Origin of the sequence: Leifsonia sp. NPDC058248, assembly GCF_042881905.1 — a bacterium.
Lineage (GTDB): Bacteria > Actinomycetota > Actinomycetes > Actinomycetales > Microbacteriaceae > Leifsonia.
Genome location: NZ_JBHVXB010000006.1, coordinates 137,898 through 161,859, shown reverse-complemented (window position 1 = coordinate 161,859; position 23,962 = coordinate 137,898). Strand labels below are relative to the sequence as shown.

Sequence of the window (23,962 nt, the reverse complement as noted above, 5' to 3'; positions counted from 1 at the left end):
CTCGCGAACGTCGACGGCTGACCGGATCGGTCGCCGGACCCGTCGACGGCCGACCGGATCAGCAGGCCGCGGCCCGCTCCAGCAGAAGGGTGCGCTCGCGCTGGTTGGACGTGAGCGCGGCCGCCCGCTCGAACTCCTGCCGGGCTTCGGCGGTTCGTCCGAGCCGCACCAGCAGGTCGGCGCGCACGCTCGGCAGCAGGTGGTATTCCGAGAGGGCCCCGTCGATCACGAGCCGGTCGACCACCTCGAGCCCGGCCTCCGGACCGTACGCCATCGACAGCGCGACCGCCCGGTTGAGCTCGACCACGGCCGACGGATTCAGCTCGGCGAGGGCGCTGTAGAGCGCGACGATCTCCTCCCAATCCGTCGCGTCGGCGGTCGGCGCCGTGGCGTGGCAGGCGGCGATGGCGGCCTGGAGCGCATACGGCCCGCGACCTCGGGCCAGCTTCTCGGAGCGCGCGAGCGCGTCCACGCCGCGACGGATCAGGATGCGGTCCCAGCGTCCGCGATCCTGGTCCTGCAGCAGAACGGGCTCGCCCGACGCGGTGGTGCGGGCTCCCAGGCGGGAGGCCTGGAACTCCATGAGCGCGACCAGCCCGTGCACCTCGGGCTCCCGCGGCGTGAGCTCGGCGAGGACGCGGCCGAGCCGCAGCGCCTCCTGGCAGAGTGCGGGGCGCATCCAGTCGTCGCCGGCCGTGGCCGAGTACCCCTCGTTGAAGATCAGATAGACGACCTCGAGCACCGACCCGAGGCGGGCTGGGAACTCCGCGCGGTCGGGCACCTCGAACGGCACACGCGCGGCCGTCAGTGTGCGCTTGGCCCGCACGATGCGCTGCGCGATCGTCGAGACGGGGGCGAGGAACGCCCGGGCGATCTCCTCCGTCGAGAGGCCGCCGAGCAGCTTCAGCGTGAGGGCGACCCGCGACGGCTTCGTGAGCACGGGGTGGCAGGAGATGAAGACGAGACGGAGGAGGTCGTCGTCGATCGTCTCCTCGGCGGCGAGGGCGGGATCGTCGGCGCCCTTCTCGATCTCCAGGTCGTGCGCGAGCTGCGCGTACCGCTCGCCGAGGCGTTCCTGCCGCCGCCAGCCGTCGATGGCGCGTCGTTTGGCGACCGCGGTGAGCCAGGCTCCGGCATTGCGGGGCACCCCCGAGTCCGGCCACTGTTCGAGGGCGGCGACGAGGGCATCCTGCGCCAGCTCTTCGGCCACGCCGACGTCGCCGACGAGGCGGGCGAGCACCGCGATGAGCTTGCCCGACTCGATGCGCCAGACCGCCTCGATCGTGCGCTGCGTCTCGGCCGCGTGCATCCGGATGCCCGCGCCCGCCTCCTCGTCCGGGCTCACGCCGTGCGCGACTCGCCGTGCTCCTCGCGCCACGCCTTCTCCTTCTGGACGTACTCGTTGTCCTGGTCGAACTCCGAGACGTCGAAGACGCGGCGCACCTCGACGCGTCCGTCGGAGAGCGGGATGCGGCGCGCCCACTCGAGCGCCTCCTCCTTGGTCGCGGCCTGGATGATCCAGAAACCGGCGACGAGCTCTTTCGTCTCGGTGAACGGGCCGTCGGTGACCACGCGGTCGTCGCCGGCGTACTCGACCCTGGCGCCCGCCGAGCTGGGGTGCAGTCCCTCGCCGGCGAGCAGGACGCCGGCCTTGATCAGCTCGTCGTTGTACGCGCCCATCTTGTCGAGGTCTTCGCTCGACGCGGCTCCGGTGGCGTTCTCGGTCTCCTCGGTCGCGTTGAGGATGAGCATGTACTTCATGGTGATCGTCTCCTTGTCGTGGTGGAGGGCTGACCCGCCCTCTACCATCACGTCGAACGGGCGAGGCCGTTTTCGACATCGCCGGCGGAATCGCGTGGGTCCAGTCTGACGGCGTGACGGTGGCATGCGCTAGAACTGGACCATGGCGATCCGGTACTGGCTGGGAGTCGTGCAGCGCGATCACGTGCTGCGCGGTGTGGCCGCGGGCATCGCCCAGGTCAACCACGGGGCGAAGGCGCCACTCGAGCGGATGCACGCGTCCGACGGTTTCGTGTACTACTCGCCGAAGACGTCGTATCCCGACGGCGAGCCGCTCAAGGAGTTCACGGCGATCGGCCGCATCGCCGACGACGAGGTGTACCAGCTCACCCAGGGGCCCACGATGCGCGGCCCCGCGGGGGACTTCCGCCCCTGGCGCCGGCGGGTGGAGTTCGAGCACGAGGCCGTCTCGGCGCCGATCCGGCCGTTGCTGCCCGTGCTCGAGTTCACACGCGAGAACCCGAACTGGGGCTATCAGCTCCGTCTGGGCCTGATCGAGATCTCGCGGCACGACTTCGACCTGATCCGCCGGCAGATGCGCCGCCCGTCACCCGACGAAACGCAGCGGGGCGCCCGCTCGCGCCGGGCTACGATGGCCCGGTGACCCAGCACGCCACCGATCAGCACGCCAGCTCGCAGCACGCCGCCACGCCGGCCGTCCCGGCCTCCCGCACCCAGGCGAAGTACCAGCTCCGGTTCGACTGGGGCGCCGACGGCGCGGCGGCGATCGCGCCCGATGCCGACGTCGTGGTGTGGGTGGATGTGCTCGCGCCGGCCCCGGGGTCGGACGACGCCGTCGCCGTGACCGACCCGCTCGCGCTGCCCGGCATCCCCGCCGCCGCGGCCGTCGTCGCGGGCGGGCTCACCACCGCCTCCGCCGTGGCTGGCTGGGTCCTCGACGAGCAGGTGGCCCTCGGACGCCGCGCGCTGATCTCGATCGTGGCCGCAGGCGGCAGCAGCGCATCCGGAGCCCTTCGCTTCGCTGTGGAGGACCAGCTCGCCGCCGGAGCGATCATCGACGCGCTGGCCGCCGTCGGCATCGACTACTCGTCCCCGGAGGCCGCCGCCGCGTGCGCCGCCTTCACCGGCCTGCGCGGCGCCGTCGCGCATCTGCTCACAGCGTCCGTCTCCGGCCAGGAGCACATCGCCGCCGGGCTCACCCCCGCCGAGGTGGCGCCGTTCGGGCGGCTCGACTCGGAGTCGGCTGTGACGATCCTGCGAGGCGTGACACGCGCGGAATGATCGGTCCACCTCTCGCGTTCCGGCACGCAGGAGGTATTACCCATGAAAGCTGTTCTGAACGACACCGTCATCGCTGAAGCCCCGAAGTCGGAACTCATCCACATCGAAGGAAACTGGTACTTTCCGCCGTCGAGCGTGAACACCGACCTTCTCGAGCACAGTGCCACGCCCTACACCTGTCCCTGGAAGGGAGAGGCTCAGTACTTCTCCGTGAAGAACGGCGAGGCGCTGCTTCAGGATCGCGCGTGGAGCTATCCCACGCCGTATCCGAGCTCTTTCGACCGCGTCGGCAAGGACTACAGCAACTACGTCGCGTTCTGGAAGGACGTGCAGGTCGTCGAGTAGACGCCCCCGCACCGTCCCTCACCGAGAAACCCCTCCCGATCGGGAGGGGTTTCTCGCGTCGGGGTTACGATTCCACCACGGTCCACGCAGTCACGAGGGAGGCGGCGACATGGTGCGAGTCACGACTGTGCGGGTCCGCGTCGCGGCGACGACCGTCGTGGCCGCCGTGACCGCGATCGCCGTGCTGGCCGGATGCTCCGCGCCGACGCCGACGCCGCGCGTGACGAACACCGCGACGCCGACACCGCGCCCCACACCGACCAGCACCGCGATCGCCATCCCGGCCATCCCGTGGCAGCCCGGCGATCAGACGACGACGCTGTCGAGCGGCCTGCAGGCGCCCTGGTCGATCGTGCCCCTGGCCAGCGGCTCGACGCTGATCAGCCAGCGTGACGACGGCACCGTGCTCGAGCGGATGCCGCAGGGCGAGCTGCGGACCGCGGGCACCGTCCCGGGTGTGGTTCACGACGGAGAGGGCGGCCTGCTCGGCCTGGCCGTGCAGAAGGTGTCAGCGCCCCCGTTCCTCTACGCATACGAGACGACCGAGAACGATAATCGCGTGGTGAGGATGCCGCTGACCGGTGTTCCCGGGAGTTACGAGCTCGGCGCCCCGGAGGACGTGATCACGGGCATCCCGAAGGCCTTCAACCACGACGGGGGCCGTCTCGCGTTCGGTCCGGACGGCATGCTCTACATCACCGCAGGCGACGCCGGCGACTCGGCGAACGCGCAGAATGTCTCGTCGCTCGCGGGCAAGATCCTGCGGGTAACGGCCGAGGGCGGCGTCCCGGCCGGCAACCCGTTCCCCGGCTCCCCGGTGTGGTCGTACGGGCACCGGAACCCGCAGGGCATCGGCTGGGACTCGCGCGGCACGATGTGGGCGAGCGAGTTCGGGCAGAACACCTGGGACGAGCTGAACATCATCACGCCGGGCTCCAACTATGGCTGGCCCGACGTGGAGGGCATCGGGCACGACCCGAAGTACACGGACCCCGTCTACCAGTGGCCGACCGACCAGGCGAGTCCGAGCGGTCTCGCGGTGGTGGGCGACACGATCTTCCTGGCCGCCCTGCGCGGGGAGCGGCTGTGGACGGTCTGGTCGACGGCCGGGCATGCCCCAGTGACGGTGAAGGCCTTCTTCGACGGCACGTTCGGGCGGCTGCGCGACGTGGTGAGTCATGGCGACTCGCTCTGGATCCTGACGAACAACACCGATGGGCGCGGCAACCCGCGCGACGGCGACGACAAGCTCATTCAGGTTCCGCTGGTCGCGGCGCAGTCGTTCAAGCGCCCCGGATGACGGAAGGGCGGACGAGTCCGCCGACGCGGCGCACAGACGGCCGGGCATCCAGGGATGCGGGTTAGTCTGGGGGCCAACCACGATCTGGAGCAGAACCCTGAGCATCATCCTCGGATACGATCCGTCCACCCTCCGCGAGCGCGTCGACCTGCGTGCGGCCGGCCTGCGACTCGACGAGCTGGGGAGCATGCGCAGCCTGAGCGCGCTGAACGAGAAGGCTGTGCTGCTGCGCCTGCTCAACCGGCTGGACGAGGCGATGGTCGTGGCCAACGAGGCCGTGCGGCAGGCGCGCTTCACCGGCGATCGCGAGCAGCTGCTGGGGGCTCGCGTGCGCCGTGCGCAGGTGCTGCAGTTCCAGGGCAAGATCGACGAGGCCATCACCGAGCTCACCGGCTGCGTGGACGAGGCGCGCGCCCACGAGTGGACCGCCCTCGAGGCGTTCGCGGTGCAGAACCGCGGCAAAGCCCATTTCGACGCCAAAGACTACGAGAACGCTCTCGCCGACGTGACCGCAGCCGTGTTCCTGCGCGAGAAGATGGGCGCCTCGCCGAGCGACATCGAGAGCTCGCTGATCGCCGTTGCCGTCGTCCAGTCGTTCCTCGACGAGAGCAGGGCGGAAGGGTCCCCGGAATCCGATCGCGATGCCGACTGATCCCGTTCTGTCGTGCGCGGGCTCTGGAAGGCCGGTGACGTCAACGCGTAGTATGCGGGACATGATGGAACCCGTCGGCGCCCTCCCGCACTGTGGTGGAGAACGCTGATGGCCGAACTCGATCGGGTGCGACGGTGGGCGAATGCCCTGATCGCGCTGCATCTCGACCAGACCGTGTGGGCGTTCGACTTCGACAACGCCAAGACGCGCGCCGGGCTCTGCAACTACACCGCCAAGCGCATCACGGTCTCGCGCTACCTGGCCTCGCGCTACGACGACGACGAGATCCACCAGATCCTCCTGCACGAGGTGGCGCACGCGCTCGCCGGGTCGCGGGCCGGGCACGGTCCTCGCTGGCGTTCCATCGCCCTGCAGCTCGGCTACGAGGGCAAGCGGCTGCACGGCGGCGCCATCGCGGACGACCTGGCGCCGTGGGTGGGCACCTGCCCCAACGGCCACACGCATTACCGCTATCGCAAGCCGGCCCGCGCCCTCGCCTGCGGTGCCTGCTCACGTCGTTTCGACGCCGCCAATCTCATCTCGTGGCAGCACCGCGAAGTGACGTCGGCGCAGCGGCGCATGGCGGCCTCCGCCGCGAGCGAGGGCGACGACCTGGAGCGCCGCCGGGCCTGAGCCGTCCGGTCTGGGCCGCCGGCTCCAGCGAATCAGGCGACCGGCGCCGCCAGTCGTGCGTCGAGGTTCGCCCGCACGGCCGGCCATTCCTCCCGGAGCACCGAGAACACCGCGGTGTCGCGCCAGCTGCCGTCGGCACGTCGTTGCGTGTGCCGCAGCACGCCTTCCGGCGTGGCCCCGAGACGCCGGATGGCCGCCTGGGACCGCTCGTTGAGCACGTCGGCCTGCAGTCTCACGCGCTCGAACCCGTGGTCGAACGCCGTTCCGAGCAGCTGTCGTTTCGTCTCGGCGTTGACGCGCGTCCCCCAGACCTCGGGGGCGTAGGCCGTCCATCCGATGTGGGCCGCCCCGTTCGCCAGGTCGAAGTCGCCGAGCGTCGTCGTCCCGACCACTCGGTCCGCGTGATCGCGGAGGCACACGACGTACACGTTGCCTGCGCCCCACTGCAGGTAGCCGAGGATGAACTCGTGCCATTCCTCGTAGGTGTCGCGGTAGGCGGCGGTTCCGCCTCCCCAGCCGCCCGCGAAGACCTCCGGATGCCCGATCGCGTCGAACAGCTCGGGAAGGTCTTCGCGTTCGAGGGCGCGCAGGCGAACGGTCGCACCGTCGAGCGGACGCGAGGGGTCGGGGCGGGTCGCGATCATCCGCTCATTATGGCTCAGGCGAGCTCGGCTTCGAGCCGGTCGAGCACGGCGTGCCAGTGCGCGAGCAGCTCGGTGCGCTCGGCCTCGGATGCGAGCCGTTCCTGGTGGATGCCGATGGTGGTGCCGCTCGCGGCGGCGACCACAGTGAGCTGCAGCGTGCTGTCGTGGGTCCAGCCGTCGGGCCTCCAGGTGAGGCGGAGCCGCCGCTCGGGGGTGAAGACGCGCAGCTCGCCGATGGTCCCGTCGGCCGTGCGATAGGACGCCTTGGGCTCGTGGGGCAGCGTCGCGTCTCCCAGCCAGGTGGGGAGGCCCGCGCCGATGAGGTGGCTCCAGACCGCTCCGAGCGGCGCCGCGACCGTTCGGCGGGCTCCGAGTTCCCAGCCGGTGTCGCGGGTGAGTCCGACAGGGGTGATTTCTGTCTCGATCATGTAACCGACTATATTGGTTACATGGCGACGGAAGCGATACTCCCCCGAGGTACCGGGCAATGGTTCGACTCGGACGACGGCCAGCACTGGTGGTTCGACTCGGGCTCGCTCGCCCTCGACTTCGCGTACACCGGCGGTCTCGACCGCACCGGGCGCGAGTGGGAGACGGTCCATGATGCCAGAGAACTGAACGAGTGGCTGACCGAGCGCTTCCCCGACGTGGCCCCGACGGCCGGCGGGCGCGAGTTCACCGACGCCAGCACCCTCCGCTCCGCGATCGGGCGGCTCGCCCGGCAGTCCAGCGTGGGCGAGACGCTCGCGCCCGACGACGTCGACATCGTCAACCTCTTCGCCGCCACCCCAGACATCCCGCCCGTGCTCTCCGGCGGCGCGCGCCAGGCCGGCCGCACCAACGCCCGTCCGCATCAAGCACTCGGAACCATCGCGCGCGACGCCGTGCGCCTGTTCGGCTCCGAGGGGGGAGGCCGCATCCGGGAGTGTTCGGCCGACGACTGCCGGCTCGTCTACCTCGACACGTCGCGCAGCGGCAACCGTCGCTGGTGCTCGATGCAGCGCTGCGGCAACCGGGCGAAGGTGCGTGCGCACCGCGCGCGGGCGGCGGCCGAGTAGACCACCGCCCGCCCGCGGCTCACGCGGCGACGACCGACTCCTCCTCGTCGGCCGTGACGGCGACCGTTTCGTCGGCGATGCGACGGCGGCGCACGCTGAGCAGGTGGCTGACACCGATCAGCAGGATGCCCGCCGTCGCCCACAGTGCCAGGCGGAGCCCGTCGAACCCGAACGACTGGCCGGGGAAGTAGGTCAGCGCGCGCGCAGCATCCAGCCAGGCGGCGCCGTTCCAGAACGTGTTGAGCCCGGCGAAGAACGCCGGCTGCATGGCCTGGGGGAAGATTCCGCCACAGGTGGTGACGTTGAGCATGACGAAGAGCAGGGTCAGCGCCGGCGTCGTCCACTTGCCGATGATCGGGTGGAGGCCCACGCCGATCGTGACGATGCCGAAGACGTAGAGCGAGGCCAGCAGCCAGATGCTCCACTCGTTGCCGTCGAGCACCTGGAAGATCGGACCGGCGACGATCGCACCGATGCCGGCGATCACGAAGGAGACGGCGGCGCAGACGGCCACGCGCCAGCCGATGCGGAGCCGTGCCGTGACGGCCGAGATCGCGATCGCGCTGGCATACGATCCCACGCTCAGTGCGACCATCAGGAAGAAGAGGCCCTGGCCGGTCAGGTCGTGCTCTCCCACGGGTCGCACGTCGTCGACGGTCACCGGCAGCTGCTGCTCGTACGCGATGGGCAGGAAGATCTTCTCAGCCGCCGACGCCATCGTCTCGGAGGAGGCGGACGAGACGATGATCGTCGCGTGCGTCGCATCCACCTCGTAGGCGGCGGCGAGCTTCTGGTGCTCGACCTGATCGCGCGCCTGCGCCGCGGTCGAGACCGTCGTGACGTCGAGGGCGGCCGGCGCCTTGTCGTTCAGGGTCTGGGCGAACACCTGCGCCGCGGGTCCCTGGCCGACGATGGCGACGGGGAGGTCGTGCAGTTCGGGCTGGTGGAAGGCTCCGAGGTAGGCGAGCGCCATTCCGGCCGCCAAGAAGACGGGGATCAGGAGGTGGGAGCCGAGGGACTTCCACAGGTTCGCCGACGGCCAGAACCGGGGGCGCTGAACCGGGGGGAGCAGGGGTGAGACGCGGTGAGCGGACATGCAGGTCCTGTCTGGGGAGAGAAGGCGGAGGGCGCAGAGTTGCGCAATGCAACCTACAACCCTATGTTGCGCAATGCAACCTGAGCGCTAGGCTGGGGCCATGAACGCCGCCAGCCGCGACACGTCGATCGCCCGGGTCCAGGAGGAGCTCACCACGATCGCCCGGCGGGGAACCGCCCGGGTGCGCCGCGAGAATGAGGCCCTGTCGTTCGTCGACCAGTCGCTCCTCAGCTACATCGCGGCCAACCCCGGCTGTCGAGCCGTCGAGATCGCCGCCCACTTCCGGCTCAACCGCTCCACCGTGTCGCGACAGCTCGGCGCGCTCGCCGAATTCGGGCTCATCGCCACCGCCGACGCCGGCGCGCCCGGACGGGGACGTGGGCAGGCGCTCCACCTCACCGCAGCAGGCGAGAGCGCGATGCGGGATTCCTCCGACACCGTGCTCGCCGCCCTCACGGAGCGGCTCTCCGGCTGGGCCGCCTCCGACATCGAGAACTTCGCACGGATGCTCGAGCGGTACAACGACATCGGCGACGACTGACCGGCGCAACGCGCCCGCGTTCGGCACAATGGAGGCGTGGACCGTTCCATCGACCTCAACAGCGACCTCGGTGAGTCGTTCGGCGCCTGGACGATGGGCGACGACGCCGCGATGCTCCGGCTCGTGACCAGCGCGAACATCGCCTGCGGCTTCCACGCCGGCGACGCCTCCACCATGCTCGCCACCTGCCGGCTCGCGGCCGAGAACGGCGTCACGGTCGGCGCGCATGTCTCGTACCGCGATCTCGCCGGCTTCGGGCGCCGGGCGATGGATGTCCCGGGCGACGAGCTCTACGGCGAAGTCCTCTACCAGCTGGCCGCTCTGAGCGGGATCGCCCGGGTCGCCGGAACACGCGTCGCCTACGTGAAGCCGCACGGGGCGCTCTACAACCGCATCGTCGCCGACCGTGCGCAGGCCGGCGCCGTCGTGCGCGCCGTCGCCGACTTCGATCCGGCGCTGCCGCTGCTCGGCCTCGCGGGCTCCGCCGTGGCCGACGAGGCGCAGGATGCCGGGCTCCGTTTCGTGCGCGAAGCCTTCGTCGATCGGGGCTACCTCGCCGACGGGACACTGGTGCCCCGGGGACGCCCGGGCGCCGTCCTCTCCGGTGACGCCGAGATCGCGGTGCGCGCGGTCCGCCTCGTGGTCGACGGCTCCGTCGCCGCCGCCGACGGCACCGAGATCGGGGTCGAGGTCGACTCGCTGTGCGTTCACGGGGACACCCCCGGCGCGGTGACGATGGCCGCTGCGGTCCGCTCGGCCCTCGCCGCCGCGGGAGTGCGGGTGGAGGCGTTCTGATGCCGGATGGCCGCCGCATCCTGACGTACGGAGCCGGTGCGCTGCTCGTCGAGCTCGCCCGGATGGACGAGGTGCTCGCCCTCTACGAGGAGCTCGCGCGCACGCGGCCGGCCGGCGTGGTCGACCTCGTGCCCGCCGCGCGCACCATCGGTGTCACCGTCGACCCCGCCGTGCTCCCGCTCAGCGCCGCCCACAGCTGGATCGCCGCCGCGACCCCGGACGGGCCGTCGTCCGCTGCGGATCGGCCGGCGGTCGACATCCCCGTGCGCTACGACGGCGAGGATCTCGGCGCCGTCGCCGCCCTGCTCGGGATGCCGGAAGCCGACCTGATCGCGCTGCACACCGCATCCGTCTGGCGCGTCGCCTTCTGCGGGTTCGCGCCCGGCTTCGGTTACCTCGTCACCGACCACGACCGCCTGGTGGTGCCGCGACGGGCGACGCCGCGCACCGCGGTCCCCGCAGGTTCCGTGGCGCTGGCCGGAGAGTTCAGCGGAGTCTATCCGCGCTCCAGCCCCGGCGGCTGGCAGCTGATCGGCACGACGGATGCCGTGCTCTGGAACGCGGACGCCGCGCCCTCCGAGCATCCCGCCCTCCTCACCCCCGGAACGACGGTGCGCTTCGTGGAGGCGACGTGAGCGTGCGCATCCTCGACCCCGGCCCGCTCGCGGTGATCGAAGACCTCGGCCGGCCCGGGCTGGCCGACATCGGCGTCAGCCCGTCCGGCGCACTGGACCGCGGGGCACTGCGCCTGGGCAACCGGCTGCTCGGCAACGACGAGGGATGCGCGGGGATCGAGATCCTGCTCGGCGGTTTCGCCGCGCGGTTCGAGGCGCCCGCCTGGTTCGCGGTCACCGGCGCCCTCGGAGTGCTCGAGCTCGACGGACGCCCGGTCGATCCCCATGACGCCGTCTCTGCCGAGGCGGGCACGACTCTGCGGATCGGCTTGCCGGTCTCGGGGGTCCGCAGCTACCTCACGGTGCGGGGAGGAGTCGACGTTCCGCGCTCGCTCGGGTCGCGCTCAGCGGATGTGCTGTCGGCGCTCGGGCCCGGCCGGCTGCAGGCGGGCGACGTCGTGCCGGTCGGCGAGCATCCGGCCGTGCCTGTGCCGCTGCTCGACTTCGTCCCCGTCGCACCGCTGCCCGAGGGGGTCGTCGAGGTTCGCGCCCACCGGGGACCGCGCGCCGACTGGTTCCTGCCGTCGGCGATCGAGGCGTTCTACGGGCGCGAATGGGAGCTGAGCGCCGAGGGCAACCGGGTGGGGGCGCGGCTCGATCCGGTGCGTGTTCCGGCACACCGGGCGGGCGCCGAGCCCCGGCCGTCGCCCGCGCTCGAGCGGGCCATCCTGAGCGAGCTGCCCAGCGAGGCCATGATCACCGGAGCGGTGCAGGTGTCGCCGGATGGGCGTCCGACCGTGCTGCTCGCCGACCATCCGGTGACCGGCGGCTACCCGGTGATCGCCGTCGTGACCGACGCGTCGCTCGACCTCTTCGCGCAGCTGCGCCCCGGCCAGCGCGTCGCCTTCCGCCACGCCTGACCCGGGCGCGGTCAGTCGCGGCGCGTGCCGGACTGGAAGATGCTGCGCGCGGGCGGCGGAGAGGGCACGCTGGTCGCGTCCGTCACCACGGGCGCGCCGGCGGCGAACGCCTTCAGCTCGGCGCCGGCGACGGCCTTGGCGGGATGCGGGCCACCCGCCAGCAGCCGCGGCAGCCAGTCGAGGGGGAGCGACGCATTCGAGCCCACCAGCACCACATTGCCGAACCGGCGGCCCTTGAGCACCTGGGTCTCGGCCAGGGCTGCCACATTCTCGACGACCGCGCCGAGCGTCGCCACCTGGCTGCGGGCGAAGGTGAGCGGCGGCCCGTCCGCGACGTTCACCAGGACGATTCCGCCGGGCGCGAGGAGCGACACCGCCGAGCGGTAGAACTCGACACTCGTCACGTGGGCGGGCGTGCGGGCCCCGCTGAAGATGTCGATCACGAGCAGATCGACCGAGCCGCGCAGTCCGCCGGGCAGCTTGCCCACCACCTCGCGGGCGTCGCCGTGCCGGATGCGCACCTGCGCGTACCGCGGCAAGGGGAGGTTCTCACGGACGAGGTCGACGAGATTGCTCTCGAGCTCGACCACTTGCTGGCGCGAGCCCGGACGGGTGTAGGCGATGTAGCGCGGCAGGGTGAGTGCGCCGGCCCCGAGGTGCACCGCCGTGATCGGCTGTCCGGGCTCGCCGATCAGGTCGATGACATTGCCCATGCGCTGGATGTACTCGAAGAACAGCTGCGTCGGGTCGTCCAGGTTCACATGCGATTGAGGCGTGCCGTCGACCACCAGCTGGAACGACCCGGGCACGAAGCGATCCGGCTCGATCACGGCGCGGTATCCGCTCTCCTTCAGGACGACCGACGGATTCTCTGCCACGGAGTCAGCCTAGTCTCCACCCGCGTCTCCACCCGCGGGTGGTGCCGCCGCCGGCCCGCTGTCGCGAGACTCGAAGAGCGCCGGCAGTCCCGGCCCGACGACTTCGAAAGGCACCAGTCCCATGACGCTCCAAATGCTCGGAAACGCGCTCCTCATCATTGTGCTGATCGGGTGGATCGGGTTCCGCCAGCTGACCTGGCATCCCGTCTCCATCGCCCGGATGTGGCGGGTGCCGGCCATCATGGCCCTGGTCGCGATCGTGATGCTCGCCGACACGGTGAAACCGACGTCTCTGACCCCGCTCGACCTGTCGGTCCTGGTCGTCGAGGTCGCCATCTCACTCGGCATCGGTGCCTGGATGGGCGCGATCGCGCACTTCCGCCGCCTGCCGGAGCCGGTCGCCACCGGCCGGGACGGACGCGACCTCGCCACCTACGAGTCGCGCACCGGCGGCTGGGGGCTGATGCTCTGGGTCCTGGTGATCCTGGTACGCATCGGCATCGATGTGGCAGCGGGCATGGCCGGTTCGCATCTGGCCGCCTCCACCGGCGTCATCCTGCTGATGCTCGCCGCCAACCGTGCCGCCCGCACGGTCGTCTTCGCGAGCCGACTCGATCGGCACGCCGCTGTCACAGCATGATGGAGGCGTGAACACTTCGACGTCGCCGAACTGGTTGGCCTTCGCGCTCAACCTGGTCGGCGGTGTCGTCGTCGGCTACTCGCTCATCGTCGATGACACCGAGGGCCGGCCGACCTGGGTGCTCGTCGTCGCCCTCGTCTCGGTCGCAGCGTGGATCGCCCGCGGGATCGTCGTGCTCCTGTCCGGTGCCGGCCGGACCGCCGTCGCACTGAGCGTCGTCGCCGCGCTCGCCGGCGGCCTGGTCGCCGCTCCGACCAACGGGGTCGCGGTGGTGCCGGCAGCGGTGGGGGTGCTCGCGGTCGTCAGTTCGGTCGGCACGCCGATCGTGATCGGCTTCGGGCTCTCGCTGGTGACGATCGCGCTGATCGCAGTAGGAGCGGTGCCGTTCGGCTCGTCCGTCGCCGCGGTGCTGGCGATGATGGGCGGGGTCCTCCTGGCCATGTTCGCCGGGCTAAGCCGCCGGCAGTTCCGGCAGTCGGAGGCGCAGGCCGCCGAACTGCGCGAACAGGAGGTCGCCCTGCGGGAGGAGGCGTCGCGGGTGGCGATCGCGCGGGACCTGCACGACGTGCTCGCCCACAGCCTCGGCGGTCTGGTCATCCAGCTCGATGCCGTGGAGGCCCTGCTCGAGTCGGGCGATGTCGGCGAGGCCGGCAGGAGGGTGACGGATGCCCGGGGCCTGGCAGCCTCGGGGTTGAGCGAGGCCCGCCGTGCCGTCGCGGCGCTGCGCGGCCCGGACGGTGCGCCCGCGGGCGAACCCGTCTCACCCGACGACTTCGCGGCCTCCGTCGCCGAGCTGCTCGCCGCCCACCGGTCGCTCGGAGCCGTCGCCGATCTGACGGTCGCGGGGGAGCCGGTGCCGCTCTCCGATGCTCAGGCCTCCGCCCTGGAACGCGCCCTGCAGGAGGCCTTGAGCAACGCCCGCAAGCACGCGCCCGGCGAGCCGATCCGGGTGGCGCTCGACTGGCTCGCTCCGCAGCGGGGGCAGGACGGCCGGGTGCGCCTCACCGTCTCCAATCCTCTCGCCGACGGAGCGCACCCGTCTCTGGGCCGGACGGGCGGCGGCCACGGTCTCGACGGGATGCGCGAGCGGTTCGCGTCCCTCCCGCTCGGCGGCACGGCTTCGGCCGGCGTCCGCGGCGACCGGTTCGTCGTGACCGCGGAGGCCGCGCTGTGAGCGCCGAGCGGGGTGGCGCCGGGCCGGCGGGTGCCGCCGAGCCGGTCATCCGGGTGGTGGTCGCCGACGATCAGGCGATCATCCGCGACGGTCTGGCGACGGTGCTCTCCCTGCTGCCCGACATCGAGATCGTGGGGGAGGCGGCCGACGGCGAGCAGGCGGTCGCGCTCGCCGTGGCGGAGCATCCGGATGTCGTGCTCATGGATCTCCGGATGCCCGTGCTCGACGGTGTCGGAGCGACCGAGCGCATCGTCCGCGAAGTGCCGGGCACGGCGATCCTCGTGCTCACGACCTTCGCCGACGACGACTCGATCCTCGGAGCGCTCCGCGCCGGGGCCCGCGGCTACCTCACCAAGGATGCCGGCCGCGCCGAGCTGGCCGCCGCCGTGCGGGCCGTCGCCCGCGGCCAGTCGACCTTCGCGCCCGAAGTCGGCGCCCTGCTCGTGAGCAGTCTCACCTCCGTCGCAGTCCACCCGCCGACGACGCCCGCGGATGCCCTGGTCGGGCGGTTCCCGCAGTTGACCCCGCGCGAGGCCGACGTGCTCTCGCTGGTCGGCGACGGCCTGAGCAACGGCGAGATCGCCGCGACTCTCTTCGTCAGCGTCGCCACGGTCAAGACCCACATCAACGCGATCTTCGCCAAGCTGGCCGTGCGCGACCGGGCTCAGGCCATCGCACTCGTCCGCTCCTAGGCCGAGCGCTCGTGTCGGGCGGCGCGCTCAGGAGGCACGAGCGCAGCGCATGAGAGCACTGTGCGAGCACGGTGCGTGTCGGCAGCGAATCGCCGGCGGGCGATGGTGCAGGAGAGCCGGGCGGGGGATGATCGGGGAATGGCGCAACGTGTGTTGGTGACCGGCGGTTCCGGGTTCGTGGGGGCGCATTGCGTTCTCGCGCTGTTGCAGGCGGGCTATGAGGTGCGCACGACCATCCGGACCCCGGCCCGCGCCGCGGACGTGCGGTCGCAGCTCGCGACCGGCGGCCTCGACGACGCCGGCGACGCGCTCACGTTCGCGGTGGCCGACCTGACCTCTGACGACGGCTGGGCGGAGGCGGTGGCCGGCTGCGACTCCGTGCTGCACGTGGCCTCCCCGTTCCCGACGATGCAGCCGAAGGACGAGAACGAGCTCATCGTGCCGGCCCGCGAGGGAGCGCTGCGCGTGCTCCGGGCGGCTCGGGATGCCCGGGTGAAGCGCGTGGTGCTCACCTCGTCGTTCGCCGCGATCGGCTACGGGCACCCGCCGACCGAGCGGACCTTCACCGAGGAGGACTGGACCGACCTCGGCAGCGGCATCCCGGTGAGCGCGTACGTGAAGTCGAAGACGCTCGCCGAGCGCGCGGCGTGGGACTTCATCGCCCGCGAGGGGAACGGGCTCGAACTGGCGACGGTGAACCCGGTGGGCATCCTGGGCCCTGCGCTCGGCCGCGACTACTCGTCATCGGTGCAGCTCGTCAAGTCGATCGTGGACGGCCGGCTCCCGCGCCTGCCGCGCGTCTCGTTCGGCATCGTCGACGTGCGCGACGTCGCGTCGCTGCACCTGCTGGCGATGACGCGTCCCGAAGCGGCGGGGGAGCGGTTCCTCGCGATCGCCTGCGACGTGATGAGCGCGCCCGAGGTCGCCCTGCTGATCCGCGGGCACCTCGGCACCGCCGGCCAGAGGATCACCACCAAGGTCATGCCCGACTGGGTGCTGAAGTCGCTGGCGCCGTTCAGCCGCACCGTCCGGGGAGCGCTTCCCGACATCGGGGCGGTCCGCCGGGCATCCGGAGCCAAGGCCCAGCGGATGCTCGGCTGGTCGCCGCGCTCTCGCGAGGACGCGATCTTCGGGACCGTCGACTCCCTCGCCGCCCAGTCGCGGCAGGGGGCCTGACCGCGCCTGACCGGGGATTTTGCACGGGAACAGCGAGTCGGCGACGGAGGAATAACCGGGAAGAAGTTGGGGTTATACAGGAGTCGGCGCGCATGGTCAAGAAAATAACTGGACACGGCGCGTCAATTTGACATATAGTGGTTCTTTGCGCTCCCTGACAAACATCTGCCTTCATATTGCGGTCGGCTCTGCTATTCGGATGTGCGCGCCTGGGCTCCAGAAGGAGTCAGATAGGCGCCGACACGCATCCCTGGGAGTTCTCGTTCACACACACTACTCACTGGACCGACAGTAACTGAGGCCCGACGGGGCCCACGGAGGTTATTTCCTTGGCTGCTGCGCGCAACGCAACCAATAACGACAAGACACCCAAGAACGGACGAAACGCATCTCGTCTCTCGTTCGCAAAGATCACAGACACCCTCACCGTTCCCGACCTGCTCGCACTGCAGACCGAGAGCTTCGACTGGCTCGTCGGAAACGACGCCTGGAAGGCTCGCGTCGCCGAGGCTGAAGCTCAGGGTCGTCAGGACCTGCCCGGAAACACGGGTCTCGAGGAGATCTTCGAAGAGATCTCTCCCATCGAAGACCTCGGTGAGACGATGCAGCTCTCCTTCACGAACCCCTTCCTCGAAGAGAAGAAGTACTCGATCGACGAGTGCAAGGAGAAGGGCAAGACCTACTCCGCTCCTCTCTACGTCGAGGCCGAGTTCATGAATCACCTCACCGGTGAGATCAAGACGCAGACCGTCTTCATGGGCGACTTCCCCCTCATGACCGAGAAGGGCACCTTCGTCATCAACGGCACCGAGCGTGTCGTGGTGTCGCAGCTCGTCCGCAGCCCGGGCGTCTACTTCGAGCGCACGCCCGAGAAGACGTCGGACAAGGACATCTACTCGGCTCGCATCATCCCGAGCCGCGGTGCCTGGCTCGAGTTCGAGATCGACAAGCGCGACCAGGTCGGCGTTCGCATCGACCGCAAGCGCAAGCAGTCCGTCACCGTGTTCCTCAAGGCACTCGGTCTGACGAGCGAGGAGATCCTCTCCGAGTTCAAGGGCTACCAGTCGATCGAGCTCACCCTCGAGAAGGACGCCATCCTCACGAAGGAAGAGGCGCTCAAGGACATCTACCGCAAGCTGCGTCCGGGCGAGCAGGTCGCTGCCGAGGCTGCGCGTGCGCTCCTCGACAACTTCTACTTCAACCCCAAGCGGTACGACCTGGCGAAGGTCGGTCGCTACAAGATCAACCGCAAGCTCGGTATCGACGCCCCGCTGACCGACTCGGTCCTGACCGTGAGCGACATCATCGCCACGATCAAGTACCTCGTCGCGCTGCACGACAACCAGACCACGTTCTCGGGTGTCCGCGATGGCAAGGCCGTCGAGATCCGTCTCGACGTCGACGACATCGACCACTTCGGCAACCGTCGCATCCGTGCCGTCGGCGAGCTCATCCAGAACCAGGTCCGCACCGGTCTGTCGCGCATGGAGCGCGTCGTCCGCGAGCGCATGACCACGCAGGACATCGAGGCGATCACGCCGCAGACCCTGATCAACGTGCGCCCCGTCGTCGCCGCGATCAAGGAGTTCTTCGGAACCAGCCAGCTGTCGCAGTTCATGGACCAGAACAACCCGCTCGCGGGTCTGACGCACAAGCGCCGCCTCTCGGCCCTCGGCCCGGGTGGTCTGAGCCGTGAGCGCGCCGGCGTCGAGGTCCGTGACGTCCACCCGTCGCACTACGGCCGCATGTGCCCGATCGAGACCCCGGAAGGCCCGAACATCGGCCTGATCGGTTCGCTCGCATCGTTCGCGCGGATCAACTCGTTCGGTTTCATCGAGACCCCGTACCGTCGCGTCGTCAAGGGCAAGGTCACCGAGACCATCGACTACCTCACGGCGAGCGAGGAGGACGACTTCATCGTCGCCCAGGCCAACGCTCCGCTGACCGCTGACAGCCACTTCGCAGAAGACCGCGTCCTGGCCCGTCAGAAGGGCGGCGAGGTCGACCTGGTCCCCGCCGAGGAGATCGGCTACATGGATGTCTCGCCGCGCCAGATGGTGTCGGTTGCGACCTCGCTGATCCCGTTCCTCGAGCACGACGACGCCAACCGCGCTCTCATGGGTGCGAACATGCAGCGCCAGGCGGTGCCGCTCGTCCGCAGCGAGAGCCCGCTGGTCGGAACCGGTATGGAGGGCTACGCAGCCATCGACGCCGGCGACGTGCTCATCAACGACAAGGCCGGTGTGGTCTCCGAGGTCTCGGCAGACGCCGTCACCATCCAGCTCGACGAGGGCGGGACGAAGACCTACTACCTGCGCAAGTTCGACCGCTCCAACCAGGGCACGTCGTACAACCACCGCGTGATCGTCAGCGAAGGCGACCGGATCGAGGAGGGTGAGGTCATCGCCGATGGCCCCGCCACCGAGAACGGCGAGCTCGCACTCGGAAAGAACCTGCTCGTGGCGTTCATGCCGTGGGAGGGTCACAACTACGAGGACGCGATCATCCTCAGCCAGAACCTGGTGAAGGACGACACCCTCTCCTCGATCCACATCGAGGAGTACGAGGTGGATGCCCGCGACACCAAGCTGGGCAAGGAAGAGATCACCCGAGACCTGCCGAACGTCAGCCCGGACCTCCTGGCCGACCTCGACGAGCGTGGAATCATCCGCATCGGCGCCGAGGTCCGCCCCGGCGACATCCTCGTCGGCAAGGTCACGCCGAAGGGCGAGACCGAGCTGAGCGCCGAGGAGCGTCTGCTCCGCGCGATCTTCAACGAGAAGAGCCGCGAGGTCCGCGACACGTCGCTCAAGGTCCCCCACGGCGAAGAGGGCACCATCATCGGTGTCAAGGTCTTCGACTCGCAGGACGGCGACGACGAGCTCGGCTCGGGCGTCAACCAGCGCGTCGTGGTCTACATCGCCCAGAAGCGCAAGATCACCGCGGGTGACAAGCTCGCCGGCCGCCACGGCAACAAGGGTGTCATCTCCAAGATCCTTCCGGTCGAAGACATGCCCTTCCTCGCCGACGGCACGCCGGTCGACGTCATCCTCAACCCGCTGGGCGTGCCCGGACGAATGAACTTCGGCCAGGTGCTCGAGATCCACCTCGGGTGGATCGCCAAGCAGGGCTGGGAAGTCAAGGGCAAGCCGAAGTGGGCAGCTCGCCTCCCCGAGGCCGCTCACAGCGCCGCCCCGAACACCAAGGTCGCGACCCCGGTGTTCGACGGTGCTGCGGAGGAGGAGATCGCCGGTCTGCTCGACTCGACCACCGTCACCCGTGACGGCGACCGTCTCATCGGTTCCACCGGTAAGACGCAGCTGTTCGACGGTCGTTCGGGAGAGCCGTATCCGGACCCCGTCTCGGTCGGCTACATGTACATCCTGAAGCTGCACCACCTGGTCGACGACAAGATCCACGCGCGTTCGACCGGTCCGTACTCGATGATCACCCAGCAGCCGCTCGGTGGTAAGGCGCAGTTCGGTGGACAGCGATTCGGTGAGATGGAGGTGTGGGCACTCGAGGCGTATGGCGCCGCGTATGCACTGCAGGAGCTCCTGACCATCAAGTCGGATGACATTCTCGGCCGCGTGAAGGTCTACGAGGCCATCGTCAAGGGTGAGAACATCCAGGAGCCGGGCATCCCGGAGTCCTTCAAGGTGCTCATCAAGGAAATGCAGTCGCTCTGCCTGAACGTCGAGGTCCTCTCGGCCGACGGCCAGACGGTCAGCCTGCGCGACGCGGACGACGAAGCGTTCCGTGCCGCTGAAGAGCTCGGCATCAACATTTCCTCGCGCTTCGAGTCTTCGTCCATCGACGAGATTTGAGCCAGACCATTACTGACGAAACTTTTTCCAAGAAAGAGGGAAAATTGCTCGACGCAACAACTTTTGATGAGCTGCGTATTGGCCTGGCCACCGCTGACGACATCCGTCGCTGGTCCTACGGTGAGGTCAAGAAGCCCGAGACGATCAACTACCGCACCCTGAAGCCCGAGAAGGATGGTCTGTTCGGTGAGCAGATCTTCGGCCCGAGCCGTGACTGGGAGTGTTCGTGCGGCAAGTACAAGCGTGTCCGATTCAAGGGCATCGTCTGTGAGCGCTGTGGCGTGGAGGTCACCAAGTCCTCCGTGCGCCGCGAGCGCATGGGCCACATCGAGCTCGCCGCTCCCGTGACCCACATCTGGTACTTCAAGGGTGTCCCCAGCCGTCTCGGCTACCTGCTCGACATGGCGCCGAAGGACCTCGAGAAGGTCATCTACTTCGCCGCCTACATGGTGATCGAGGTGGATGAGGAGGGCCGTCACGCCGACATGCCCGGCCTTGAGAACGAGCTGCGTCTCGAGATCAAGACCCTCTCCGACCAGCGCGACAGCCGCATCGCCGACCGTCTCCAGCGTCTCGAGACCGATCTCGCCGCGCTCGAGGAGGAAGGCGCCAAGGCCGACCAGAAGCGTCGCGTCAAGGACACGGCCGAGAAGGAAATGGGCCAGATCCGCAAGTCCTACGACGAGGACATCGCCCGTCTCGAGCGTGTGTGGGAGTCCTTCCGCACCCTCAAGGTCGGCGACCTCAAGCCGGAGGACGCGGACTTCAACGAGCTCGTCGACCGTTTCGGCCTGTACTTCGAGGCCTACATGGGCGCCGAGGCGATCAAGCGTCGCCTGCTGGCGTTCGACCTGGCCGCCGAAGCCGAGCTTCTGCGCGACCAGATCGCGAACGGCAAGGGACAGAAGAAGATCCGCGCGATCAAGCGTCTGCGCGTCGTCTCCTCGTTCCTCGCCACCGGCAACTCGCCGGCCGCGATGGTGCTCGACGTCGTCCCGGTGATCCCGCCGGAGCTGCGCCCGATGGTGCAGCTCGACGGTGGCCGCTTCGCGACGAGCGACCTGAACGACCTGTACCGCCGCGTGATCAACCGCAACAACCGTCTGCGCCGCCTGCTCGACCTCGGGGCTCCCGAGATCATCGTGAACAACGAGAAGCGCATGCTGCAGGAGGCCGTCGACGCGCTGTTCGACAACGGCCGCCGCGGCCGCCCCGTGACGGGTACCGGCAACCGCGCCCTGAAGTCCCTGAGCGACATGCTCAAGGGAAAGCAGGGTCGTTTCCGCCAGAACCTGCTCGGAAAGCGCGTGGACTACTCGGGCCGTTCGGTCATCATCGTGGGTCCGCAGCTCAAGCTGCACCAGTGCGGTCTGCCCAAGCAGATGGCTCTGGAGCTGTTCAAGCCGTTCGTGATCAAGCGCCTGATCGACCTGAGCCACGCTCAGAACATCAAGGCCGCCAAGCGCATGGTGGAGCGTTCGCGCCCGCAGGTGTGGGACGTGCTCGAGGAGATCATCCGCGAGCGCCCCGTTCTGCTGAACCGCGCACCCACCCTGCACCGCCTCGGCATCCAGGCCTTCGAGCCTCAGCTCGTGGAGGGCAAGGCCATCCAGCTGCACCCGCTCGTCTGTGCTGCGTTCAACGCGGACTTCGACGGCGACCAGATGGCTGTCCACCTTCCGCTGTCGGTCGAGGCCCAGGCAGAGGCGCGCATCCTGATGCTCGCTTCGAACAACATCCTGAAGCCGTCCGACGGCCGCCCGGTGACCCTGCCCACCCAGGACATGATCATCGGTCTGCACCACCTCACCACCATCCGTGAGGGTGCCGAGGGTGAAGGCCGCGCGTTCTCGTCGGTGTCCGAGGCGATCCTCGCCAAGGACCAGGGTTCGCTGCACCTCAACTCCAAGGTGAAGATCCGTCTGCAGGACTACGTTCCTTCGGATGCGGCCGACACCGGCGTCGAGGGCGTCACCGCCATCGTCGAGACGACCCTCGGTCGCGCCCTCTTCAACGAGGCGCTGCCGGCGGACTACCCGTACGTCGAAGAGGTCGCGGACAAGGGCGTCATCTCCGGCATCGTGAACGCTCTCGCCGAGCGTTACCCGAAGGTGGAGGTCGCCGCGACCCTCGACCGGATCAAGGACGCCGGTTTCTACTGGGCGACCCGTTCCGGTGTGACCGTCGCGCTGAGCGACATCCTCACGCCGCCGAACAAGCCGCAGATCGTGGCCGGCTACGAGAAGAAGGCCGCCAAGGTCACCGCCGAGTTCGAGAAGGGTCTCACGACCGACCTCGAGCGTCGTCAGGAACTGGTGAAGATCTGGACCGAAGCGACCAACGAGGTCGCCGAGGCCATGCGCGCCAACTTCCCGGCCGACAACACCATCAACCGGATGGTCACGTCGGGCGCCCGTGGTAACTGGCTGCAGGTGCGCAACATCGCCGGTATGCGAGGGCTCGTGAACAACCCGAAGGGTGAGATCATCCCCCGTCCGATCATTTCCTCGTACCGCGAGGGTCTGTCGGTGGCGGAGTACTTCATCGCGACGCACGGTGCCCGTAAGGGTCTGGCCGACACGGCCCTCCGTACCGCCGACTCGGGCTACCTGACCCGTCGTCTGGTGGACGTCTCGCAGGACGTCATCATCCGTGAGGACGACTGCGGCACCACCAAGGGCCTCGATCTGCCGATCGCAGCCCCGGGTGCCGACGGAGTGCTCGTCCGCGACGCCAACGTCGAGAACTCGGTGTTCGCCCGTACCCTGGCCTCCGATGCCGTGTCCCCCGAGGGCACCGTCGTGGCGAAGGCCGGCGACGACGTCGGAGACGTGCTCATCGACAAGCTGGTCGCTGCCGGTGTCACCGACATCAAGGTCCGTTCGGTGCTCACCTGTGAGTCCGCGGTCGGTGTCTGTGCTGCCTGCTACGGCCGCTCGCTCGCGACCGGAAAGCTCGTCGACATCGGCGAGGCCGTCGGCATCATCGCGGCCCAGTCGATCGGTGAGCCGGGAACCCAGCTGACCATGCGTACCTTCCACACCGGTGGTTCCGCATCCGCTGACGACATCACGCAGGGTCTGCCCCGCGTGCAGGAGCTCTTCGAGGCCCGTACCCCCAAGGGTGCGTCGCCGATCGCAGAGGCAGCCGGACGCATCACCATCGAGGACACGGAGCGTAGCCGCAAGGTCATCCTGACCCCCGACAGCGGTGACGAGCCGCACGTCTACCCGGTGCTCAAGCGCTCGACCCTCCTCGTCGAGGACGGTCAGCACGTCGAGCTCGGCCAGCAGATCATCGTCGGCGCCGTCGACCCGAAGGAAGTTCTTCGCGTCAAGGGCGTCCGTGAGGTGCAGAAGCACCTCGTCGGTGGTGTGCAGGGCGTCTACCGCTCGCAGGGTGTTCCGATCCACGACAAGCACATCGAGGTCATCGTCCGCCAGATGCTGCGCAAGGTCACCGTCGTCGAGCACGGCGACACCGACCTCCTGCCCGGCGAGCTGGTCGACCGCTCGAAGTACAACGAGCTCAACCGTGCTGCTCTGACCGCCGGGAAGAAGACCGCTTCTGCCCGCCAGGAGGTCATGGGTATCACCAAGGCGTCGCTCGCAACCGAGTCGTGGCTGTCGGCCGCGTCCTTCCAGGAGACCACCCGCGTCCTGACGCAGGCGGCCATGGAGGGCAAGTCCGACCCGCTGATCGGTCTGAAGGAGAACGTGATCATCGGAAAGCTGATCCCGGCCGGTACCGGTCTGGCTCGCTACCGCAACGTCACGGTCGAGGCCACCGAGGAGGCGAAGGCGGAGCGTTACCCGAACCGCATCTTCGCCGACGACTCGGCCTTCAGCGAGAACGACCTGAGCTTCGTCGACTTCGACAGCTTCAGTTCGGACGACTACACCCCCGGAACCTACAACTAAGCGTTCCGCACGACG

23 protein-coding genes are annotated in these 23,962 nt (G+C 69.2%); 17 read left to right on the top strand and 6 right to left on the bottom strand.

Annotation, left to right across the window (positions count from 1 at the left end):
- Window positions 1–58: 58 nt before the first annotated feature.
- Window positions 59–1,309 (bottom strand): RNA polymerase sigma factor, encoded by a 1,251-nt coding sequence (locus tag ACFVV5_RS11625; RefSeq protein ID WP_387244148.1) that lies wholly within the window; start codon window positions 1,307–1,309, stop codon window positions 59–61.
- A gap of 32 nt (window positions 1,310–1,341) precedes the next feature.
- Window positions 1,342–1,761 carry a YciI family protein gene (locus tag ACFVV5_RS11620; RefSeq protein ID WP_387243676.1) on the bottom strand — a complete coding sequence of 140 codons (420 nt, stop codon included), beginning with the start codon at window positions 1,759–1,761 and terminating at the stop codon, window positions 1,342–1,344.
- Window positions 1,762–1,903: 142 nt separating this feature from the next.
- On the opposite strand from ACFVV5_RS11620, the gene ACFVV5_RS11615 reads away from it, so the two are divergent.
- The 6 genes from ACFVV5_RS11615 (at window position 1,904) to ACFVV5_RS11590 (ending at window position 5,972) form a co-directional block, all read left to right on the top strand.
- Window positions 1,904–2,404 carry an EVE domain-containing protein gene (locus ACFVV5_RS11615; protein ID WP_387243673.1) on the top strand — a complete coding sequence of 167 codons (501 nt, stop codon included), beginning with the start codon at window positions 1,904–1,906 and terminating at the stop codon, window positions 2,402–2,404.
- Window positions 2,401–3,042, top strand: coding sequence for a hypothetical protein (locus ACFVV5_RS11610; RefSeq protein ID WP_387243670.1), 642 nt, complete (start codon window positions 2,401–2,403; stop codon window positions 3,040–3,042). Before ACFVV5_RS11615 ends, ACFVV5_RS11610 begins: the two co-directional genes overlap by 4 nt.
- A gap of 42 nt (window positions 3,043–3,084) precedes the next feature.
- Window positions 3,085–3,387: a DUF427 domain-containing protein gene (locus ACFVV5_RS11605; protein WP_387243667.1), complete on the top strand. Its 303-nt coding sequence runs from the start codon at window positions 3,085–3,087 to the stop codon at window positions 3,385–3,387.
- 109 nt (window positions 3,388–3,496) lie between these two features.
- The gene (locus ACFVV5_RS11600) at window positions 3,497–4,687 is read left to right on the top strand and encodes a PQQ-dependent sugar dehydrogenase (protein WP_387243664.1); all 1,191 of its coding nucleotides are present in this window, start codon (window positions 3,497–3,499) and stop codon (window positions 4,685–4,687) included.
- A gap of 187 nt (window positions 4,688–4,874) precedes the next feature.
- Window positions 4,875–5,339 (top strand): hypothetical protein, encoded by a 465-nt coding sequence (locus ACFVV5_RS11595; RefSeq protein ID WP_387243661.1) that lies wholly within the window; start codon window positions 4,875–4,877, stop codon window positions 5,337–5,339.
- 108 nt (window positions 5,340–5,447) lie between these two features.
- Window positions 5,448–5,972, top strand: coding sequence for a SprT-like domain-containing protein (locus tag ACFVV5_RS11590; protein WP_387243658.1), 525 nt, complete (start codon window positions 5,448–5,450; stop codon window positions 5,970–5,972).
- 32 nt (window positions 5,973–6,004) lie between these two features.
- Here ACFVV5_RS11590 and ACFVV5_RS11585 read toward each other — a convergent pair whose 3' ends face one another.
- A complete protein-coding gene (locus ACFVV5_RS11585; protein WP_387243655.1) occupies window positions 6,005–6,616 on the bottom strand; it encodes a GNAT family N-acetyltransferase in 612 nt (203 codons plus the stop codon).
- A gap of 14 nt (window positions 6,617–6,630) precedes the next feature.
- Window positions 6,631–7,044, bottom strand: coding sequence for an SRPBCC domain-containing protein (locus tag ACFVV5_RS11580; protein WP_387243651.1), 414 nt, complete (start codon window positions 7,042–7,044; stop codon window positions 6,631–6,633).
- 21 nt (window positions 7,045–7,065) lie between these two features.
- On the opposite strand from ACFVV5_RS11580, the gene ACFVV5_RS11575 reads away from it, so the two are divergent.
- Window positions 7,066–7,674, top strand: coding sequence for a CGNR zinc finger domain-containing protein (locus ACFVV5_RS11575; RefSeq protein ID WP_387243648.1), 609 nt, complete (start codon window positions 7,066–7,068; stop codon window positions 7,672–7,674).
- A 19-nt stretch (window positions 7,675–7,693) separates the two neighbouring features.
- Here ACFVV5_RS11575 and ACFVV5_RS11570 read toward each other — a convergent pair whose 3' ends face one another.
- Complete coding sequence (locus ACFVV5_RS11570) at window positions 7,694–8,770, bottom strand: hypothetical protein (RefSeq protein WP_387243646.1); 1,077 nt, start codon at window positions 8,768–8,770, stop codon at window positions 7,694–7,696.
- A gap of 100 nt (window positions 8,771–8,870) precedes the next feature.
- On the opposite strand from ACFVV5_RS11570, the gene ACFVV5_RS11565 reads away from it, so the two are divergent.
- From ACFVV5_RS11565 to ACFVV5_RS11550, 4 genes are read left to right on the top strand one after another with little or no spacing between them, the layout of a single operon-like run.
- Window positions 8,871–9,311, top strand: coding sequence for a MarR family winged helix-turn-helix transcriptional regulator (locus ACFVV5_RS11565; RefSeq protein ID WP_387243643.1), 441 nt, complete (start codon window positions 8,871–8,873; stop codon window positions 9,309–9,311).
- A gap of 48 nt (window positions 9,312–9,359) precedes the next feature.
- Entirely contained in the window at window positions 9,360–10,106 is a 747-nt protein-coding gene (locus ACFVV5_RS11560) for a LamB/YcsF family protein (RefSeq protein WP_387244145.1), read from the top strand.
- Window positions 10,106–10,741, top strand: coding sequence for an allophanate hydrolase subunit 1 (locus tag ACFVV5_RS11555; protein WP_387243640.1), 636 nt, complete (start codon window positions 10,106–10,108; stop codon window positions 10,739–10,741). The genes ACFVV5_RS11560 and ACFVV5_RS11555 overlap by 1 nt, the downstream gene beginning before the upstream one ends.
- A complete protein-coding gene (locus tag ACFVV5_RS11550) occupies window positions 10,738–11,640 on the top strand; it encodes a biotin-dependent carboxyltransferase family protein (protein ID WP_387243637.1) in 903 nt (300 codons plus the stop codon). Before ACFVV5_RS11555 ends, ACFVV5_RS11550 begins: the two co-directional genes overlap by 4 nt.
- A gap of 11 nt (window positions 11,641–11,651) precedes the next feature.
- On the opposite strand, the gene ACFVV5_RS11545 is transcribed toward ACFVV5_RS11550, so the two are convergent.
- The gene (locus ACFVV5_RS11545) at window positions 11,652–12,518 is read right to left on the bottom strand and encodes a spermidine synthase (protein WP_387243634.1); all 867 of its coding nucleotides are present in this window, start codon (window positions 12,516–12,518) and stop codon (window positions 11,652–11,654) included.
- A gap of 121 nt (window positions 12,519–12,639) precedes the next feature.
- Here ACFVV5_RS11545 and ACFVV5_RS11540 point away from each other — a divergent pair, with 121 nt between their 5' ends.
- The 6 genes from ACFVV5_RS11540 to ACFVV5_RS11515 all read left to right on the top strand — a co-directional run bounded on the left by ACFVV5_RS11540 (window position 12,640) and on the right by ACFVV5_RS11515 (window position 23,947).
- Window positions 12,640–13,158 carry a hypothetical protein gene (locus ACFVV5_RS11540; RefSeq protein WP_387243631.1) on the top strand — a complete coding sequence of 173 codons (519 nt, stop codon included), beginning with the start codon at window positions 12,640–12,642 and terminating at the stop codon, window positions 13,156–13,158.
- 7 nt (window positions 13,159–13,165) lie between these two features.
- Window positions 13,166–14,332 (top strand): sensor histidine kinase, encoded by a 1,167-nt coding sequence (locus ACFVV5_RS11535; protein WP_387243628.1) that lies wholly within the window; start codon window positions 13,166–13,168, stop codon window positions 14,330–14,332.
- Window positions 14,329–15,024 (top strand): response regulator, encoded by a 696-nt coding sequence (locus tag ACFVV5_RS11530; RefSeq protein ID WP_387243625.1) that lies wholly within the window; start codon window positions 14,329–14,331, stop codon window positions 15,022–15,024. The genes ACFVV5_RS11535 and ACFVV5_RS11530 overlap by 4 nt, the downstream gene beginning before the upstream one ends.
- Window positions 15,025–15,162: 138 nt before the next feature.
- The gene (locus ACFVV5_RS11525; RefSeq protein WP_387243622.1) at window positions 15,163–16,200 is read left to right on the top strand and encodes an SDR family oxidoreductase; all 1,038 of its coding nucleotides are present in this window, start codon (window positions 15,163–15,165) and stop codon (window positions 16,198–16,200) included.
- 329 nt (window positions 16,201–16,529) lie between these two features.
- The gene (gene rpoB / locus ACFVV5_RS11520; RefSeq protein ID WP_387243619.1) at window positions 16,530–20,027 is read left to right on the top strand and encodes a DNA-directed RNA polymerase subunit beta; all 3,498 of its coding nucleotides are present in this window, start codon (window positions 16,530–16,532) and stop codon (window positions 20,025–20,027) included.
- A 44-nt stretch (window positions 20,028–20,071) separates the two neighbouring features.
- A complete protein-coding gene (locus ACFVV5_RS11515) occupies window positions 20,072–23,947 on the top strand; it encodes a DNA-directed RNA polymerase subunit beta' (RefSeq protein WP_387243616.1) in 3,876 nt (1,291 codons plus the stop codon).
- Window positions 23,948–23,962 lie beyond the last annotated feature (15 nt).